General features: G+C 73.0%; 14 protein-coding genes. 9 read left to right on the top strand and 5 right to left on the bottom strand.

What is annotated here, in order from left to right; genetic code table 11:
* Positions 1-103: 103 nt before the first annotated feature.
* Positions 104-310, bottom strand: coding sequence for a hypothetical protein (locus OTB20_RS14295; RefSeq protein ID WP_267761793.1), 207 nt, complete (start codon positions 308-310; stop codon positions 104-106).
* Between the two features lie 113 nt (positions 311-423).
* Entirely contained in the window at positions 424-1098 is a 675-nt protein-coding gene (locus OTB20_RS14290) for an HAD family hydrolase (RefSeq protein WP_267817887.1), read from the bottom strand.
* A 338-nt stretch (positions 1099-1436) separates the two neighbouring features.
* On the opposite strand from OTB20_RS14290, the gene OTB20_RS14285 reads away from it, so the two are divergent.
* The 7 genes from OTB20_RS14285 (at position 1437) to OTB20_RS14255 (ending at position 10549) form a co-directional block, all read left to right on the top strand.
* Positions 1437-2252 carry a TIGR03084 family metal-binding protein gene (locus OTB20_RS14285; protein WP_267817645.1) on the top strand — a complete coding sequence of 272 codons (816 nt, stop codon included), beginning with the start codon at positions 1437-1439 and terminating at the stop codon, positions 2250-2252.
* A gap of 95 nt (positions 2253-2347) precedes the next feature.
* Positions 2348-4159 carry an acyclic terpene utilization AtuA family protein gene (locus tag OTB20_RS14280; protein WP_420716400.1) on the top strand — a complete coding sequence of 604 codons (1812 nt, stop codon included), beginning with the start codon at positions 2348-2350 and terminating at the stop codon, positions 4157-4159.
* Positions 4156-5754 carry an acyl-CoA carboxylase subunit beta gene (locus tag OTB20_RS14275; protein WP_267817642.1) on the top strand — a complete coding sequence of 533 codons (1599 nt, stop codon included), beginning with the start codon at positions 4156-4158 and terminating at the stop codon, positions 5752-5754. Before OTB20_RS14280 ends, OTB20_RS14275 begins: the two co-directional genes overlap by 4 nt.
* A gap of 8 nt (positions 5755-5762) precedes the next feature.
* Positions 5763-7712, top strand: a complete 1950-nt coding sequence (locus OTB20_RS14270; protein WP_267817640.1) for an acetyl/propionyl/methylcrotonyl-CoA carboxylase subunit alpha — start codon at positions 5763-5765, stop codon at positions 7710-7712.
* Positions 7709-8884 carry an acyl-CoA dehydrogenase family protein gene (locus OTB20_RS14265; protein WP_267756647.1) on the top strand — a complete coding sequence of 392 codons (1176 nt, stop codon included), beginning with the start codon at positions 7709-7711 and terminating at the stop codon, positions 8882-8884. The genes OTB20_RS14270 and OTB20_RS14265 overlap by 4 nt, the downstream gene beginning before the upstream one ends.
* A 328-nt stretch (positions 8885-9212) precedes the next feature.
* Positions 9213-9950, top strand: a complete 738-nt coding sequence (locus OTB20_RS14260) for an enoyl-CoA hydratase family protein (protein ID WP_267817638.1) — start codon at positions 9213-9215, stop codon at positions 9948-9950.
* Positions 9938-10549, top strand: coding sequence for a TetR/AcrR family transcriptional regulator (locus OTB20_RS14255; RefSeq protein ID WP_420716393.1), 612 nt, complete (start codon positions 9938-9940; stop codon positions 10547-10549). Before OTB20_RS14260 ends, OTB20_RS14255 begins: the two co-directional genes overlap by 13 nt.
* 129 nt (positions 10550-10678) lie before the next feature.
* On the opposite strand, the gene OTB20_RS14250 is transcribed toward OTB20_RS14255, so the two are convergent.
* Positions 10679-11785 carry a citrate synthase 2 gene (locus tag OTB20_RS14250; RefSeq protein WP_267817635.1) on the bottom strand — a complete coding sequence of 369 codons (1107 nt, stop codon included), beginning with the start codon at positions 11783-11785 and terminating at the stop codon, positions 10679-10681.
* Between the two features lie 207 nt (positions 11786-11992).
* Between OTB20_RS14250 and pdxH the strand changes: the two genes are divergently transcribed.
* Positions 11993-12646, top strand: coding sequence for a pyridoxamine 5'-phosphate oxidase (gene pdxH / locus OTB20_RS14245; RefSeq protein WP_420716392.1), 654 nt, complete (start codon positions 11993-11995; stop codon positions 12644-12646).
* 253 nt (positions 12647-12899) lie between these two features.
* Here the strand turns inward: pdxH and iscB are convergent, their stop codons facing one another.
* Entirely contained in the window at positions 12900-14492 is a 1593-nt protein-coding gene (gene iscB / locus OTB20_RS14240) for an RNA-guided endonuclease IscB (RefSeq protein ID WP_267817633.1), read from the bottom strand.
* Between the two features lie 271 nt (positions 14493-14763).
* Here iscB and OTB20_RS14235 point away from each other — a divergent pair, with 271 nt between their 5' ends.
* Positions 14764-16089 (top strand): PAS domain-containing protein, encoded by a 1326-nt coding sequence (locus OTB20_RS14235; RefSeq protein WP_420716391.1) that lies wholly within the window; start codon positions 14764-14766, stop codon positions 16087-16089.
* Positions 16090-16104: 15 nt separating this feature from the next.
* Here OTB20_RS14235 and OTB20_RS14230 read toward each other — a convergent pair whose 3' ends face one another.
* A complete protein-coding gene (locus tag OTB20_RS14230; RefSeq protein WP_267817629.1) occupies positions 16105-16860 on the bottom strand; it encodes an SIS domain-containing protein in 756 nt (251 codons plus the stop codon).
* Positions 16861-16979 lie beyond the last annotated feature (119 nt).

The raw sequence follows: 16979 nt of genomic DNA, 5'->3' as shown, positions 1-16979 counted from the left end.
TACCGACTCCCCTTGTCTCAGGGGAAGTTAAGGGCGCGTCAGGGGAGGGTCTGGGTGAGTTCAGGCCAAGCCGGGCCGGTCGGTTCCAGATGATTTCGCCGTCCTACCGGGGCGCCACGTCCGCGTGCTGGACGTTCGCCTCGACGTGGCTCTCCGCGGTCGGCCAGTCCGCGGACCAGGCCGAGAGCGGGAGGCCGGAGTCGCCCCGGTCCCCGTCCGGGAAGTCCTGGCCCCAGCCGTTGGCCACGGCCACGCCCAGCGCGAGGGCGCTCAGGGCGGCAGCGGCGAGGTATATCCGAGGAGGCGTCATGGGCGGAGCATTCCAGGAGCCGCGCGGGGAGGGAAGACCTCGGCCGGCCCTCCTTGCCGCCCCGTCCCCACCCCGTGGCGGGGCGCCGGGCGCCCACGCTGCCGGGGTGTGCGTCAGAGCAGTCCGAGCACCGCGCTCAGCCCGTTCGGCCGTCGCTCGACCGGCAGGTGCTCGACCAGCAGGACCCGGCACCCGAGCGCCGCGGCCCCGGTGTCCGCGACGGCGTCGTCGCCGACCATGAGGACGTCGGCGGGCGCCGCCCCGAGTGCTTCGCAGGCGGCCCCGAACAGGCGGGGGTCGGGCTTTTGGACTCCGTGCTCGAAGGACAGTACGTACGCGTCGACGAGCTGGTCGACCCCGTGGGCGCGGAAGACGGGGCGCAGATCCCAGCCGATGTTGCTGACGACGGCGACGGGGACGCCCCGTGCGCGCAGGGCTCCGAGCGTGGCAGCGGTATCGGGGTAGGGCCGCCAGGCCGCCGGGGTCCGATGCCGTTCGTAGAGGGCGTCGGCCAGCTCCGCGGAGGGCAGCGGCACCTCCCGGGCGAGCGCGGTGTAGGCGGCCCGGTGCTGCCCGGGGCTCAGGTCCCGCTCCCGCCACAGCGGCTCCAGCCGGGCCGGGAGCCGCCGCGGCGAGGCGCCACCCGGCAGGGCGCCCGCCTCTTCCAGCAGGGCGGCGCAGGCGGTGAGTTCGGCCTCGGACAGATCGATCCCGGCGTCCGCCACCACCGCACGCAGCCAGTCCTCGGTGGGCTCGACGCGGAAGAGGGTGCCGGAGAAGTCGAACATCACGCCTTTGACGGAGCCCTCGAGCCTGTCCGCTTGCACGTTCTCTCCCACTTCCGCTGTCACGTCCACTTCCACTTCAACGTCCCCTCCCACGCCCGCGTCCACGCCCACGTCCACTCCCGCGTCCACTTCCTCGTCGCCGGTCCCGGCCCGGTGTGCTGCCGTGGTGAGGATCCTTGCCGCGGGCGTACGGCACGTGCAAGCGGTCGTGGCGGGCGCGCGCTCCAAGTGGTGAGCGAGCGACCCTCGTTCACCCCTCGACAAATAATGCAAGCACGCTTGATTGTTTTGATGGCGGCTGCCACGCTTCCCCTCACGCCGAGAAGGGGAGCGCACCCGTGCCCGATCCGTCCGCTGTCGAGAACGCCTTCGCCGTCTTCGCCGATCTCCGCGAGGAGGGCCGGGAACTCGACTCCCTGGTGGGGGATTTGCCCGCCCCCGACTGGGCGAGGCCAACCCCCGCGCCCGGCTGGAGCCTGGCCCACCAGATCGCCCACCTGCACTGGACCGACCGGGCCTCACTGCTCGCCCTCACGGATGCCACCGCCTTCGCGGGGCTGGTCGAGGAGGCCCTGAAGGCCCCCGACTCCTTCGTCGACGCGGGCGCCGAGGAGGGGGCCTCGCTGGCCCCCGCCGAGCTGCTCGCCCGCTGGCGGGCCGGCCGCGGCGCACTCGACGAGGCCCTTGCCGCGGCCTCGCCCGACACCAGGTTCCCCTGGTACGGGCCGCCGATGAAGGCCGCGTCGATGGCGAGCGCCCGCCTGATGGAGACCTGGGCGCACGGCCAGGACGTGGCCGACGCGCTCGGGGTGCGCCGCGTACCGACGGCCCGGCTGCGGCACGTGGCACGGATCGGGGTACGGGCCCGCGACTACGCGTATGCCGTACGGGGCCTGCCGGCGCCGGCGGGGGAGTTCCGGGTGGAGCTGACGGCTCCGGGAACGGGCGCCGAGGTGTGGACGTACGGCCCCGAGGACGCGCCACAGCGGATCACCGGCCCGGCACACGACTTCTGCCTGCTGGTGACCCAGCGCGCCCACCGCGCCGACCTGGCCCTGACGGCGTCCGGCCTCGACGCCGACCGCTGGCTCGACATCGCGCAGGCCTTCGCCGGCCCGGCGGGCCCGGGGCGCACGCCCGGGGCCTCCCGGTGACCGCGCGCCCGGGGCGCCCCAGGAACCCCCGGCGCCCGCTGCTCATCGGCAATGCGTCGGGCTTCTACGGAGACCGGTCCGCGGCCTTCCGCGAGATGCTGACGGACGGCCCCCTCGACGTACTGACCGGGGACTACCTGGCCGAGCTGACCATGCTGATCCTCGGCCGCGACCGGCTGAAGAACCCGGAACTCGGCTACGCCAAAACCTTCCTGCGCCAGCTGGAGGAGTGCCTGGGCCTCGCACACGAGCGGGGCGTGCGGATCGTCGCGAACGCGGGCGGGCTGAACCCGGCGGGACTCGCCGCGGCGGTACGGGCCCTCGCCGCGAAACTCTCCGTCCCCGTCTCGGTCGCGCACGTCGAGGGCGACGACCTGATGCCGTACGGGCAGGACGCGCTCACCGCGAACGCCTACCTCGGCGGCGCCGGCATCACGGCCTGCCTGCGGGCGGGCGCGGACGTGGTGGTGACCGGCCGGGTCACCGACGCGGCGCTGGTGAGCGGGCCCGCGGCGTGGTGGTTCGACTGGGCGCCGGACGATCACGACCGGCTCGCGGGTGCGGTGGTGGCGGGCCACGTGCTGGAGTGCGGAACGCAGGCGACCGGCGGCAACTACGCCTTCTTCACCCGGCACGACGTGACCCGGCCGGGGTTTCCGCTGGCGGAGATCGCCGAGGACGGCTCGTCGGTCGTCACGAAGCACCCGGGCACCGGCGGCGTCGTCTCCGTCGGCACGGTCACGGCGCAACTCCTCTACGAAACCCAGGGAGTCCGCTACCTCGGCCCCGACGTGACGGCCCGCCTGGACACGGTCCGGCTGGCGCAGGCGGGACCGGACCGCGTCGCGATCTCGGGCACCCGCGGCGAAGCCCCACCCGCCACGCTCAAGGTGGGCGTGACCCGGATCGGGGGCTGGCGCAACGAGGTGGTCTTCGTCCTGACGGGCCTGGACATCGAGGAGAAGTCGGCGCTGGTCCGGGAACAGTTGGCGCCGCTCCTGGCCGAGGTGGCCTCCGCGGAGTGGACGCTGGCCCGTACGGACCACGAGGACGCGCCGACGGAGGAGACGGCGAGCGCCATGCTGCGGCTGGTGGTCCGCGACCCGTCCCCCGACCGGGTGGGCCGGACCCTGACCTCGGCCGCGATAGAGCTCGCCCTGGCCAGCTACCCGGGCTTCCACGTCACGGCCCCTCCGGGCCCGGCCCAGCCCTACGGCGTCTTCACCTCGACCACCACCCCCGCCGCCACGACCCCCCACACGGCAGTCCTGGCGGACGGCACCCGGGCGGGGGTGGCCCGGAACCCGGCCTCGACGCCGCATCCAGCCTCGCCGGCGTTTGAGGCGCAGGGGTCCGGGGGCGGAGCCCCCGAAGGGGTCGGGGCGCAGCCTCGGCCCGGGGGCCCGGGGGCCGAGCCCCCGGTTTCGGGAAGGGGCGGGGTGGGGGACAGCCCCGCAGGGCGGACGGCCACCGCACCGGCGGCACCGGTCCCCCCATCGGCACCACCCACCCGCCGAGCCCCACTCGGCCGCCTGATCGGGGCCCGCAGCGGCGACAAGGGCGGCGACGCCAACGTCGGCGTATGGGCCGAGAGCGACCCCGCCTGGGAGTGGCTCCACCGCACCCTGACCGTGGACGCCTTCAAGACCCTGCTCCCCGAGACGGCCCCCCTGGCAGTGACCCGCCACGTACTGCCGGGCCTCCGCTCCCTCAACTTCACCATCACCCGGATCCTCGGCGACGGCGTCGCCTCCGGCCACCGCTTCGACCCCCAGGCCAAGGCCCTCGGCGAGTGGCTCCGCTCCCGCCACCTGGACATCCCCACCGCCCTGCTGTCCGATCCGCCCGGCCACCGCCCCGGAGGGGACCCGATCCCCGAGACCACCACCCCGGAGGGGACCCCGTGACCCGCCTCAAGAGCGCCGTCGACCCGCTGACCCCCGAGCACACGCAAGCCCGTACCGCCGCCCTGGAACGGCTCGCCGAGCTCGATGCCGCGCACGCCGGCGCCCTCGACGGGGGCGGCGAGAAGTACACCGCCCGGCACCGGAGCCGCGGCAAGCTGCTGGCCCGTGAGCGGGTCGAGCTGCTCCTCGACCCGGACACCCCGTTCCTGGAGCTGTCCCCCCTCGCCGCGTGGGGCAGCGACTATCCGGTCGGCGCCTCCATGGTCACCGGCATCGGCACCGTCGAGGGCGTCGAATGCCTGGTCACCGCCAGCGACCCCACCGTCCGCGGCGGCGCCTCCAACCCCTGGACGCTCAAGAAGGCGCTGCGGGCCAACGAGATCGCCCGCCAGAACCGGCTCCCCTGCATCAGCCTCGTCGAGTCCGGCGGCGCCGATCTCCCCTCGCAGAAGGAGATCTTCATCCCGGGCGGCGCCATCTTCCGCGACCTCACCCGGCTCTCCGCGGACGGGGTCCCCACCATCGCCGTCGTCTTCGGCAACTCCACCGCCGGAGGCGCGTACATCCCCGGCATGTCCGACCACACCATCATGATCAAGGACCGCTCCAAGGTGTTCCTGGGCGGCCCGCCGCTCGTCAAGATGGCCACCGGCGAGGAGAGCGACGACGAGTCCCTCGGCGGAGCCGACATGCACGCCCGGACCTCCGGTCTCGCCGACTACTACGCCCTCGACGAGTACGACGCCATCCGCCAGGCCCGCCGCGTCGTCGCCCGCCTCAACCACCGCAAGGCCCAGCCCGATCCGGCGTGCGCCGAGGAGCCGCTGCACGATCCCGAGGAGCTCCTCGGGATCGTCCCCGCCGACCTCAAGACCCCCTTCGACCCCCGCGAAGTCATCGCCCGCATCGTCGACGCCTCCGACTTCGACGAGTTCAAGCCCCTCTACGGCACCAGCCTGGTCACCGGCTGGGCCACCCTGCACGGCTACCCGGTCGGCATCCTCGCCAACGCCCAAGGGGTGCTGTTCAGCGCGGAATCGCAGAAGGCGGCCCAGTTCATCCAGCTCGCCAACCAGCGCGACATTCCGCTGCTGTTCCTCCACAACACCACCGGCTACATGGTCGGCAAGGAGTACGAGCAGGGCGGGATCATCAAACACGGCTCGATGATGATCAACGCGGTGTCGAACTCGAAGGTCCCGCACCTCTCCGTCCTCATCGGCGCCAGCTACGGCGCCGGCCACTACGGAATGTGCGGCCGCGCCTACGAGCCCCGCTTCCTCTTCGCCTGGCCCAGCGCCAAGTCCGCCGTCATGGGCCCCGCCCAGCTCGCCGGCGTGCTCTCCATCGTCTCCCGCCAGTCGGCCGCGGCGAAGGGACAGCCGTACGACGAAGAGGCCGACGCCGGCATGCGCGCCTTCGTGGAGGCGCAGATCGAATCCGAGTCCCTGCCGATGTTCCTCTCCGGACGTCTCTACGACGACGGGGTCATCGACCCGCGCGACACCCGAACCGTCCTCGGCCTGTGCCTGTCGGCCGTCCACAACGCCCCCGTCGAGGGCGCCCGTGGCGGCTTCGGCATCTTCCGGATGTGAGCCCGCACATGACCCAGAACCCTCCCCCGCAGCCGCTGCACTCCCTCCTCGTGGCCAACCGCGGCGAGATCGCCGTCCGTGTCTTCCGCACGGCCCGCGCCCTGGGCCTGGCCACCGTCGCGGTCCACTCCGACCCCGACGCCGATGCCCTGCACGTCCGCTCCGCCGACGCGGCCGTACGGCTGCCCGGCGCGGCCCCCGCCGATACCTACCTGCGCGGCGACCTGCTCATCGAGGCCGCCCTCGCGGCGGGCGCCGACGCCGTCCACCCCGGCTACGGGTTCCTTTCCGAGAACGCCGACTTCGCCCGTGCGGTCCGGGCCGCCGGACTCACCTGGGTCGGCCCGCCGCCCGAGGCCATGGAGGCCATGGCCTCGAAGACCCGCGCCAAGGAGCTGATGCGCGCCGCCGGGGTCCCGTTGCTCGATCCCGTGGACCCGCACGCGGCCACCACCGCCGACCTCCCGCTGCTCCTCAAGGCCGCGGCGGGCGGCGGCGGCCGCGGGATGCGGGTGGTGCGGGACCTCGACTCCCTGAAGGAGTCCCTGGAAGCCGCCTCCGCCGAGGCGCTGTCCGCCTTCGGCGACGGAGAGGTGTTCGCCGAGCCCTACGTGGAGCTCGGCCGCCACGTCGAGGTGCAGATCCTCGCCGACTCCCACGGCACCGTCTGGGCGCTCGGCACCCGCGACTGCTCCCTCCAGCGGCGCCACCAGAAGGTCATCGAGGAAGCCCCCGCGCCCGGCCTCCCCGAGGCCCTGCGCACCACCCTCCACGAGGCCGCCGTGGCCGCCGCCCGCGCGGTCTCGTACGAGGGTGCGGGCACGGTCGAGTTCCTCGTCACCGCCGACGGCCGCCCGTACTTCCTGGAGATGAACACCCGGCTCCAGGTGGAACACCCCGTCACCGAAGCCGTCTTCGGGATCGACCTCGTCGCCCTGCAACTGCGGATCGCCGAGGGCGCGGCCCTCCCGCTCACCCCGCCGCGGTCCGCCGGACACGCCGTCGAGGCCCGCCTCTACGCCGAGGACCCGGCCCGGGACTGGCGTCCGCAGACGGGGACCCTGCACACCCTCGCCGTCCCCGGCGAGGTCCGCGTGGACACCGGCTTCGGCGACGGGGACACCGTCTCCATCCACTACGACCCGATGCTCGCCAAGGTCGTCGCCCACGCCCCGACCCGCGCCGAGGCGGTCCGCGCCCTGGCCCACGCCCTCGCCGGAGCCCGGATCCACGGGCTGACCACCAACCGTGAGCTCCTCGTACGCTCCCTGCGGCACCCGGAGTTCGCGGCCGGCCGGCTCGACACCGGCTTCTACGAGCGCCACCTGCCCGCCCTGACGGAGGCCGCCCCGGACGACGCCGGCCCGGCGCTCGGCGCCCTCGTCGCCGCCCTCGCCGACGCGGCCCCCGCTGCGGACGCCCCCCTCGCTTCCCGCATCGGCGGCTGGCGCAACCTCCGCTCCCAGCCGCAGAGCCGCCGCTACACGGCCGCCGGCACCGAGTACGAAGTCCGGTACCGCCCCTCCCGCAGCGGACCCCCGGTACTCGTCGACCACCCCGGTGTGCGCATCCTGTCCGCCGCGCGACACCGGGTGGCCCTCGAAGTGAACGGCGTCCGGCGGCTGTTCCACGTGAAACACAAATCGAACACGGTCTACGTCGACTCCCCGCTCGGCGCCCACGCCCTGACCCCCGTGCCCCGGTTCGCGGACCCCCAGGACCGCACCGAACCGGGCTCCCTGCTCGCCCCCATGCCCGGCACCGTCGTCCGCGTCGCCGAGGGCCTCGCCCCCGGCAGCTCCGTCACCGCCGGACAGCCCCTGCTCTGGCTGGAGGCCATGAAGATGGAGCACCGCATCCTCGCGCCCGCCTCCGGCACGCTCACCGCGCTCCACGCCGCCACCGGCCAACAGGTCGAATTCGGCGCCCTGCTCGCCGTAGTCCAGGAGGAAGCATGAGCTCCACCATCGCCGCCACCAGCCTCGAAACCGAAGAACACAAGGCCCTGCGCACGGCGGTCGCCGCCCTCGGCCGCAAGTACGGCCGCGAGTACCTCGCCCGCATCGCCCGGGAGGGCGGCCACCCCGACGAGCTGTGGGCGGACGCCGCCGCCCTGGGCTACCTCGGGGTCAACCTCCCCGAGGAGTACGGCGGCGGAGGCGGCGGCATCGCCGAACTCTCCATCGTCCTGGAAGAACTCGGGGCCGCGGGCTGCCCCCTGCTCATGATGGTCGTCTCACCCGCCATCTGCGGCACGGTCATCGCCCGCTTCGGCACCGAGGCCCAGAAGCAGGCCTGGCTCCCCGGTCTCGCCGACGGCACCCGCACCATGGCCTTCGGCATCACCGAACCCGACGCCGGCTCCAACTCCCACCGCATCACCACCACCGCCCGCCGCGACGGCGACGACTGGATCCTCACCGGCCGGAAGGTCTTCATCTCCGGCGTGGACATCGCCGACGCCACCCTCATCGTGGGCCGTACGGAAGACGCCCGGACCGGCAGCCTCAAGCCCTGCCTGTTCATCGTCCCCCGCGAGGCCCCCGGCTTCGCCCACACCCCGATCGACATGGAACTCCAGGCGGCGGAGAAGCAGTTCGAACTGGTCCTGGACGAGGTACGCCTCCCCTCCGACGCCCTGGTCGGCGACGAGGACGCGGGCCTCCTCCAGCTCTTCGCCGGCCTCAACCCCGAGCGCGTCATGACCGCCGCCTTCGCCATAGGCATGGGCCGCTACGCCCTCGCCCAGGCCGTCGACTACGCGAAGACCCGCCAGGTCTGGAAGGCCCCGATCGGCGCCCACCAGGCCATCGCCCACCCCCTGGCAGCCGTCCACATCGAGCTCGAGCTCGCCCGCCTGATGATGCAGAAGGCGGCCCACCTCTACGACGCCGGCGACGACATGGGCGCGGGCGAGGCCGCGAACATGGCCAAGTACGCCGCCGCCGAGGCCTGCGTCCGCGCGGTGGACCAGTCCGTCCACACCCTGGGCGGCAACGGCCTCACCCGCGAATACGGCCTGGCCGCCCTGATCGTCGCCTCCCGGGTGGCCCGAATCGCCCCGGTCAGTCGAGAAATGATCCTCAACTTCATCTCCCACCAAACCCTGGGCCTCCCCAAGTCCTACTAGCCACCCACGCCGCGAGGCCTGCCGCTCCCCGCCCGTTCCCTGGGGCTCCTCCCAGACCCTCGCCGCCGCTAATCCAGCCCCGCCGGCGCACATCAGCCTCGCCGGCGATGGAGGCGCGGGGTCTGAGGCGGAGCCCCAGGAGCGCTTCAGCCCGTCCGGCGTTTGAGGACCGGGCTCCGGGCAGCGCCCGGGGAACGGGCGAAGGGAGGGTAGGGGACTTCGCCCCGCGCAGCGGACCGGGCTACCCGTCGACCCACGCCGCAGGCGACCCGAATACCCTCCCCCGAGGGGATCCCGACCGACCGAACACCCCCTCCGGAGGAGAGCCATGCCCCCCCTGGTCCACGCCGCACGAGCGCCCGGCCTCACCACCCTCACCCTCGACTCCCCGGCCAACCGCAACGCCCTCTCCGCCGCCCTGGTCCAGGACCTCCGCACCGCCCTCGCCGCCGCGGCCGCCGACCCGGCCACCCGGGCCGTGGTCCTCACCCACACCGGCACCACCTTCTGCGCGGGCGCCGACCTGAAGTCCCCCTGCGACCCGGCGGACTTCCTGGCGCTGCTCTCGGAGATCGCCGAACTCCCGCGGCCCGTGGTCGCCCGAGTGACCGGCCACGTCCGCGCGGGCGGCCTCGGGCTGCTCGGCGTCTGCGATGTCGCCGCCGCCGGGCAGGCGTCCACGTACGCCTTCACCGAGACCCACCTCGGCGTCGTACCGGCCGTCATCTCCGCGCCGCTGCTCCCGCGCCTGGACCCCCGCGCCGCCGCCCGCTACTTCCTGACGGCGGAGGTCTTCGACGCCGCCGAAGCCACCAGGATCGGCCTGCTCACCCTGCACGGCACGGACGTGGACAAGGTCCTGGCGCCCGTCCTGGAGGGCCTGCTCAAGGCGGGCCCGGAGGCCCTGGCCGCCACGAAACGGCTGGTCACCGCCCCCGTACGGGAGGCCCTGGCGAGGGACGGCGCCGCGCTCACCGAGCTGTCCGCCCGGCACTTCGCCTCCGCCGAGGCCCGTGAGGGCATCGGCGCCCGCTTCGAGCGACGGGACCCCTCATGGCTGCGGTGACCACGGAAACCGGCCCGACCGGACCCAAGCAGGCCCGCGGCCGGGTGACCCGCCGCCACCTCCTGGAGGCGGCCGTCTCCTGCCTCGCCGAACAGGGCTGGGCCGGATCCACCGTCGCCGTCGTCGCCGAGCGGGCCGGCGTCTCGCGCGGGGCGGCCCAGCACCACTTCCGTACCCGCGAGGAGCTGTTCACGGCGGCCGTCGAGTACATGGCCGAGGAGCGCTCGACCGCGCTGCTGGACCTGTTCCCGCACGGCGGGACGGCGGCTGCCCGCGCCGATGTCGTCGAGGCGCTCATCGACCTCTACACCGGCCCGATGTTCCGCGCCGCCCTGCAGCTGTGGGTCGCGGCCTCCCACGAGGAGCAGCTGCGGCCCCGGGTGGCCGAGCTGGAGGCCCGCGTCGGCCGGGAGACGCACCGGATGGCCGTGGAGCTGCTGGGCGCGGACGAGTCCGTCCCGGGCGTACGGGAGACCGTGCAGGGCCTGCTCGACATGGCCCGCGGCCTGGGCCTGGCCAACGTCCTCACCGACGACACCGCCCGCCGGGCGCGGGTGGTCGCCCAGTGGGCCCGCATCCTGGACTCGGAACTGGGCTGACCGGCCCCGGGAACGCGGCGGGCGCCGCACCCCCAGGGGATGCGGCGCCCACGGCGAGCGGCGGCCCTGTGCGGGGGGCAGCCGGCGCGTATCGGCACACTCGGCCGGCTACAGCCGGTCCCGGCCGTCTCAGGCCGTCGTGGCCATGTCCGCGTAGCCGTCGATGTCGCGGGGGTTGCGCACGCCCGGACCGGTGTAGCGGGCCGAGGGGCGGACCAGGCGGCCCGTGCGCTTCTGCTCCAGGATGTGCGCCGACCAGCCCGCGGTACGGGCACACGTGAACATCGAGGTGAACATGTGCGCCGGCACCTCCGCGAAGTCCAGCATGATCGCGGCCCAGAACTCCACGTTCGTCGCGAGCACCCGGTCGGGACGGCGCGCGTGCAGCTCCTCCAGGGCGGCCTTCTCCAGCGCGGCGGCCACCTCGTAGCGCGGGGCGTCCAGCTCCTTGGCCGTACGTCGCAGCACGCGGGCGCGCGGGTCCTCGGCGCGGTAGACCCGGTGGCCGAAGCCCATCAGCCGCTCACCCTTGTCGAGGGCCTTCTTCACGTACGCCACGGCGTCGCCGGTGCGCTCGATCTCCTCGATCATGCCGAGCACCCGGGAGGGCGCCCCGCCGTGCAGCGGCCCCGACATGGCGCCGACGGCGCCCGACAGGGCGGCGGCGACGTCCGCGCCCGTGGACGCGATGACGCGCGCGGTGAAGGTGGACGCGTTCATCCCGTGCTCGGCGGCGGAGGTCCAGTACGCGTCGACGGCCTTGACGTGACGCGGGTCGGGCTCGCCCCGCCAACGGATCATGAACCGCTCGACCACGGACTCGGCCTTGTCGATCTCGCTCTGCGGGACCATCGGCCGGCCCTGGCCGCGGGCGGACTGGGCGACGTACGACAGGGCCATCACGGCCGCCCGCGCCAGGTCGTCGCGGGCGGTCCGCTCATCGATGTCGAGCAGCGGTTTCAGGCCCCACACGGGGGCGAGCATGGCGAGCGCGGACTGCACGTCGACCCGGATGTCACCGGAGTGCACCGGGATCGGGAAGGGCTCGGCGGCCGGCAGGCCTGGGTTGAAGGCACCGTCGACCAGCAGACCCCACACGTTCCCGAAGGAGACGTGGCCCACCAGATCTTCGATGTCGACACCTCGGTATCGCAGCGACCCGCCCTCCTTGTCGGGTTCGGCGATCTCCGTTTCGAACGCGACGACTCCCTCGAGCCCGGGTACGAAGTCGGACATCAGGCGGCTCCTCAAATAGTGCGAACACGCTCGGCTTCCGGCGTGATTCGCGGTCCGGCGCGGTCATCCCCGTTGATGCCCGGCACGGCCGATGGCCATCCGTCGGGGACCGTCGGACCGGCCCCAAGATTTTGTCCGTTCCGCTTGGCCTGGGGAAGCGTGACATACGGCACAGTCCCGGGCGGTCCGCTGCGGCAGGATGGCCGCGTGACCGATCAGCACCTTGACCCCGCGGACATGCGCAAGCAGTACCGCTCCCAACTCGTCGCCGAGGAGAGCCTCGCCGAGGAGCCGATGGGCCAGTTCGCCCAATGGTTCCGGGACGCCGCCGAGGCGAACGTCTTCGAGCCCAACGCGATGGTCGTCGCGACCGCGACCCCGGACGGCCGCCCCAGTTCGCGCACGGTGCTCCTGAAGCAGTTCGACGAGCGGGGATTCGTCTTCTTCACGAACTACGACTCCCGCAAGGGCCGCGAACTGGCCGCCAACCCCTCCGTCTCCCTGCTCTTCCCCTGGCACCCCATCGCCCGCCAGGTCATCATCACCGGCACGGCCTCCCGCATCGGCCGCGACGAGACGGCCGCGTACTTCCGCTCCCGCCCCCACGGCTCCCAGCTGGGCGCCTGGGCCAGCGAACAGTCGAGCGTGATCGCCTCCCGCGCGGAACTGGACCGCCGCTACGCGGAACTGGAGGCCCGCTACCCGGAGGGCGAACAGGTCCCCGTCCCGCCCCAGTGGGGCGGCATCCGCGTGGCCCCCGACGCGGTGGAGTTCTGGCAGGGCCACGAGAACCGTCTCCACGACCGCCTGAAGTACGTCCTGGAAGCCGGGAAGTGGCGGGTCGAGCGCCTCTGCCCGTAGCTACGGGCGCCGAGAACGCAGACGACCCGCGAGCTCGGGTTTCCCCCCTGCAGTGGGGGAAGCCGGCCGGACGTACCGGCGAGCTCGCGGGTCGGGTGACTGCTTGGGATTGGCCGACGCAAGCGCCGGCACCGCACTAGGTGCGTGGACGACGGGCGTTAGCCCGCAGTCACCTCGCTTGTCCGAGTGGAAATCACTTCGGGACACCTCCTTTCTGAGCGTGGCGTCAGCCTAGGAGCGTGCGGGCCCCGGCTCAACCGATTATTTCTGGGGAAATCCCGTACGTGTAGCCGTCACCGCGCTGCAACAGCCGAACATTCCTGTGACTGACGTCGAACCGGCAGGTCGCAGTGGTCAGCCGGTGCTGGCCGGAAGCCCGTACGGCGATCCTCCCGACCCACCGGCCGCGCCACTTGCCTCGTGAGAGGTCCGCCCGGACCAGATCGCCGGTGGCGAAGCCGTAATGCTGCTTTTTCCTGGGGCGGAGCAGACGAGGGAAGCCGTACCGGTCCGGAGTGGTCCGGGCGTACGAGCCGCGGCCGGTCGCCGTCACCACCAGTACCTGTTGCGGTACGCGGACGACCGCAGCGCCGCCCAGGTGATCCAGATGTCCGGTCACCAGCGCATCGAGCGTGTGGCTCTTCGGCAGACCCATCGCCGTGCGATTCCAGTGGGTGAGGGCTCCGGACCAAGTGGACACGGGCCGCTGCAGCGTCGTCAGTGCCTCGACCAGACGGTTGCGGGTCGCGTTCATGGCAGCGGCGTCATGGAGGTCCGTCTGCGCCTGAGCCATGAGCTGCCTGAGCCGGGCCGGGCGGTGGGCGAGGAACACTTCCACCCGGAGCGTCCCTTTGGCCACGTTGCAGGGGACGCAGGCAAGGGCCAGATTGGACGTCCGTCCGGAGCCACCATGGCTGCGGGGCCGGATGTGCTCGATGTTGAGAGGCACACCGGAGACCCCGCAGTAGGCACAGGCCCGCTCCCACTTGGTTCGCAGGTATGCCCGGATCTCGGCGCCCGCGCGCGTCCCGTCCCGGTAATCCGCTCCTGCGATGGCGCAGGTGTCGAATGCCACGAGTTCCACGTGGATGGCCGTGACGGGCGCGTACCGGCACAGCCGGCGAACGAGGGACAGGGTGGACTCCACCCGGTGGAGCAGGGACGGTGGAAGCCATCCGTCCGGCCGGGTGCGGTTCCGGTTCCTCGGGGCTCGGTATCTGAGGTTGCCCGAACGGCGCCGCCGGCGGTATCCGGCACGCCGCCGCAACCCGTCCCTGATCTGCGCGCCGCGGTGGCGGAGCTCGACAGCCACGAGTCCCCGGCGGACGGAGGCTGCCGCACCGTTCCGGCGTATGTGGACGCGGTCCTCGGAGACGGCGATGCCAGTCCGCTTGGAGCCCGGGTCGATACGGACCTCCACGCCGTCCACCTCGGAATCGGCGAGGGTTCTGCGGGTGAGCCTGATGACGAACGGCGCACGGCGGGCCACAACGGCCCGCCCGCCGTCGAGGAGCTCGCGTGCGCGGGCGGGGTGGCAGGGCATGAGCGGCTCCCCGCCTTTGGCGAGTACGAAGACCCGGCTTGCTGCGAAGGGAACGTCACCGCTCCCGTGTTCTGCCGTCCCTGTGGCCTCGGCCGCAGGGACGGCGTGTCGCCGACGGGGCTTGGTGCGGGCCTCGTCGGTCTCCCCTCGCTCATGTCCCCTGCCGGTGCCCCGCCGCGCGGCAGGGACTCCGTGAGCCGTTTCGTCCCTGCTCCCAGGGGTGTCTGCTCCCACGGATTCCAGAGCGGGCCGCTGAGGAAGCACGGCCCGGTGGGTCTTCTCGCCTGCGGGAAACGTAGTCATCGATGCACACCCCATCTGATCGGAGATCGTGATGACTTGAGCTGGCCACTCGATGCGATACGGAGCGAGCGGCCTCCCTTCTCGTGTGATCCGGACGATAGAAGACGGCGTGCGGCGACGGCTCTCCGTGTGAATCGGGTTCCTCCGAACGTGTCACCGGCGCCAAGGAGGGACATACCGGGAGGATTGCGAGAACCGGATGTGGGCTGGGTCACGTTCGAGTTCAATGCTGTGACGTGCCGCACACGCGAACACCTGCATGGGGGCCCAGGTGACTGCATCCGGACGTAGTGAGACCACCGACGATCTGCTCGCAGCGCTGCTCGACGGGATGGACGCGGCCTTGTGCGCGTTCGACTCCGACGGGGTGATCACCCACTGGAACCGCGAGGCCGAGCGGATCCTCGGGTGGTCGGCGGCCGAGGCCGTGGGGCGCAAGGGTTTCGACGGGTGGGCCGTACGGGCCGCCGACGCTCAGGACGTCCAGGACAGACTCATGGCCGCCCAGCAGGTGCCGGGGCGTCAGGTGCACGAGTTCGCCCTGCTGACCAAGGACGGCGGGCGGGTGCTCGTACGGACCCAGTCCGCGGGGGTGCCGGGCGCCGACGGGAAACCCGCCGGGGTGTACTGCGCCTTCAGCGAGGTGCACGCGCAGATCGACCTGGAGCGTTCCATCGCGCTGAGCGAGGCGCTGATGGAGGACGCCTCCTGGGGCGTCGTGATCGTCGACGTGGACCTGCGCCCCGCCGTGGTCAACGCGCATGCCGCCCGCGCCTTCGGCTCCGGCCGCACCACGCTGCTGGGGCGGCCGCTGGGGGAGCTGCTGGCGCAGGGGGTGGAGGAGCTGGAGGGGGCCCTGCAGCACGTACTGGCCGAGGGTGCGCCCCCGGCCCCCGTGGAGCTGTGGGTGTCCGTACGCGGCCCCGAGGGCGTGCGGCGGCGGTGCTGGCGGTGCGGGTTCCTGCGCCTCGCGTCGCCGCTCGCGGAGGAGCCGGTGCCGCTCGGGGTCGGCCTGTTGTTCCAGGACGTCACCGAGGCCCGCCAGGCACAGATGGACACGGCGCAGCTGCGGTTCCGGTCCCACCAGCTGTACCGGGCCGGGCGGGCCGCCGCCGAGTGCGAGGACCCGGCGGAGGCGGCGGCCGTGCGGCTGGAGTTCGCCCTGGCGGGCTTCGCCGAGCACGCGCTGATCGACGTACTGGACGTGCCCGTACGAGAGTCCGTGCGGGAGCCGGGGCTGCCACGGCTGCTGCGCTGGGCGGCGTCCCCGCCCGGCCTGGCGGGGCTGCCCGAGCCCGGGGCGATCCCCGTGCCCTACGAGCCCGGCCACCCGGCGCTGCAGGCGCTGGACCGGACCGGGTCGGTGCGGAGCAGTGCGCCGCGCGGGGTGGCCGACGGGGCGTGGGCGGGCGCCCGGCGCTGGCCCGAGGGCGCTGCACACGCCCTGTGCACGGTCCTGCGCAGCCGGGGCCGGAGCCTGGGGACGCTGACGTTCCTGCGCGGCCCGTCCAGGGCCGCCTTCGAGCGCGCGGACGCGGCGTACGCGGAGGAAGTGGCGGCCCGCGTCGCGGCGGACCTGGACCTGGCGGGGCGGTGAGGTGAGGTGCCCGGCCTAGTGGCGGAAGAAGATCCGGTCGCTGTACTCCTGCATGACGCGGCCGTTCCACTCGTGGCCGCCGTCCACGTTGCCCGAGCGGAGCAGCGGCGGTTCGACTCCGCGGGCGACGAGGTCGCCGGCCGCGGCGGCCATGACCGCCTGCATGATCGCGCTGGTCACGACGGTGGAGGCGGGGGCGAAGGGTGCCTCGATGCCGTCGAGGGTGAGCTCGGCGTCGCCGACCGCGATCTTGCTGTCGAGGACGATGTCGCAGTGGTCCTTGAGGAAGGTGCCGGAGACGTGGCGGGACCTGGTGTCGGTCGCGTAGGCGACCGAGGTCACGCCGATGACCTTGAGGCCGATCGCGCGGGCGTTCATGGCCATCTCGACCGGCAGCGCGTTGCGTCCGGAGAGGGAGATGATCACGAGGACGTCGCCGTCGCCGGCCGGGCTGCTGTCCAGGACCGCCCCGGCGAGGCCGTCGACGCGCTCCAGGGCGCTGCCGAGGGTGGCCGGCATGACGTCGATGCCGACGGTGCCGGGAACGGCGAGGAAGTTCATCAGGGCGAGTCCGCCGGCCCGGTAGACGACGTCCTGGGCGGGGAGCGAGGAGTGCCCGGCGCCGAAGGCGAAGAGCTTGTTCCCGGCGGCCACGGCGTCCGCGATGACGGCGCCGGCCTCGCCGATGCGGTCGGACTCCTCGTCCCGTACCCGCTCCAGCAGGCCGATCGCGGCGTCGAAGAACTGACCGGCCAGCTTGCTCTCGCTCATACGCCGATGGCCTTCCGGGGATGGGAGTGGGTGGGGTTGTCGTCCGTGTCCGCCGCTCACCGTGCGGTCTGGACCAAGGGCATGTCAATACGAACTTCAATCCAAGGGGCGAATGGCCC

This window comes from Streptomyces sp. H27-H1 (assembly GCF_026627445.1).
GTDB lineage: Bacteria > Actinomycetota > Actinomycetes > Streptomycetales > Streptomycetaceae > Streptomyces.
This window is presented reverse-complemented; position numbering and strand designations above follow the sequence as displayed.